General features: G+C 66.4%; 1 pseudogene. It reads right to left on the bottom strand.

Features of this window, described 5'->3' with window-relative positions:
- Nucleotides 1–955 (bottom strand): annotated as a pseudogene (locus AB0K09_RS33695) (catalase); the annotation flags it as partial.
- Nucleotides 956–1081 lie beyond the last annotated feature (126 nt).

The raw sequence follows: 1081 nt of genomic DNA, 5'->3' as shown, positions 1-1081 counted from the left end.
CGCGAGGCCCTCATGAGGTCCAAATGATCAGGATTCCCCGCTTCCGGAACATCGCGATCCCCATCGTGGGCGTCCCGATGTCGATGGGCGGGTAGTCCTCGTGCGGCCAGACCTTGGTCAGGTCGAACGGGTTGAACCGGTAGTCCGCGGCGTCGGCGTAGGGCATGACCTGCACCTGGAGGGTCCAGGAGGGGTGGTCGCCCTTTTTGATCGACTCGTGGAGGTCGCGGATGTGCAGGTCCGGGTCGGCGGCGGCCGCGGCGGCGGCCTCGTCGTTGGTGAAGTTCCGGATGCCCTGGTCGGTCTTGAAGTGGTATTTCACCCAGAATTTCTCCCGGGCGGCGTTGTACCACAGGAAGGTGTGGCTTCCGTAGCCGTTCATATGGCGCCAGGAGTACGGCGTTCCGCGGTCGGACATCAGCAGCGTGACCTGGTGCGCGGATTCCGGTGACAGCGTCCAGAAGTCCCACTGCATGTTGTGGTCGTGCAGGTGGTTGTCGGCGCGCCGCTTCTGCGAGTGGATGAAGTCGGGGAATTTCTGCGGGTCGCGGATGAAGAATATGGGCGTGTTGTTGCCGACGATGTCGTAGTTGCCCTCTTCGGTGTACAGCTTCACCGCGAAGCCCCGCGGGTCGCGGACGGTGTCGGCGAAGCCGAGCTCGCCGGCGACGGTGGAGAAGCGCAGGAAGAGCTCGGTGCGCTTGCCCCGCTTGAAGACGTCGGCCAGGGTGTACTGGCTGACGTCCTCCGTGATCTCCAGGACGCCGTAGGCCCCGCCGCCCTTGGCGTGCACGACCCGCTCGGGCACGCGCTCGCGGTCGAAGTGCGCCAGTTTCTGGATGAGGTAGTGGTCCTGCAGCAGCAGAGGGCCGTTGGCGCCCACGGACTGGGAGAACTCGTCGCTCGGTACCGGGATACCGCTGTCGGTGGTCGTCACCGGGCGGCTCTGGGTCATGGAACGTTCCCTTCGTACGGCTGGGGAGCTGTTCGGTCACGGGGAGCGGCCCGGCCCCCGCGGGGGCCGGGCCGCCGGTGCCAGCTAGGAGAGTTCGGCGCGGATGAGCCAGTTGCGGGCCACACC

Origin of the sequence: Streptomyces sp. NPDC049577, assembly GCF_040675635.1 — a bacterium.
Classification (GTDB): Bacteria; Actinomycetota; Actinomycetes; order Streptomycetales; family Streptomycetaceae; genus Streptomyces.
Note: the sequence above shows the minus strand (reverse complement) of the source record. Positions and strands in the feature narration are given on the sequence as shown.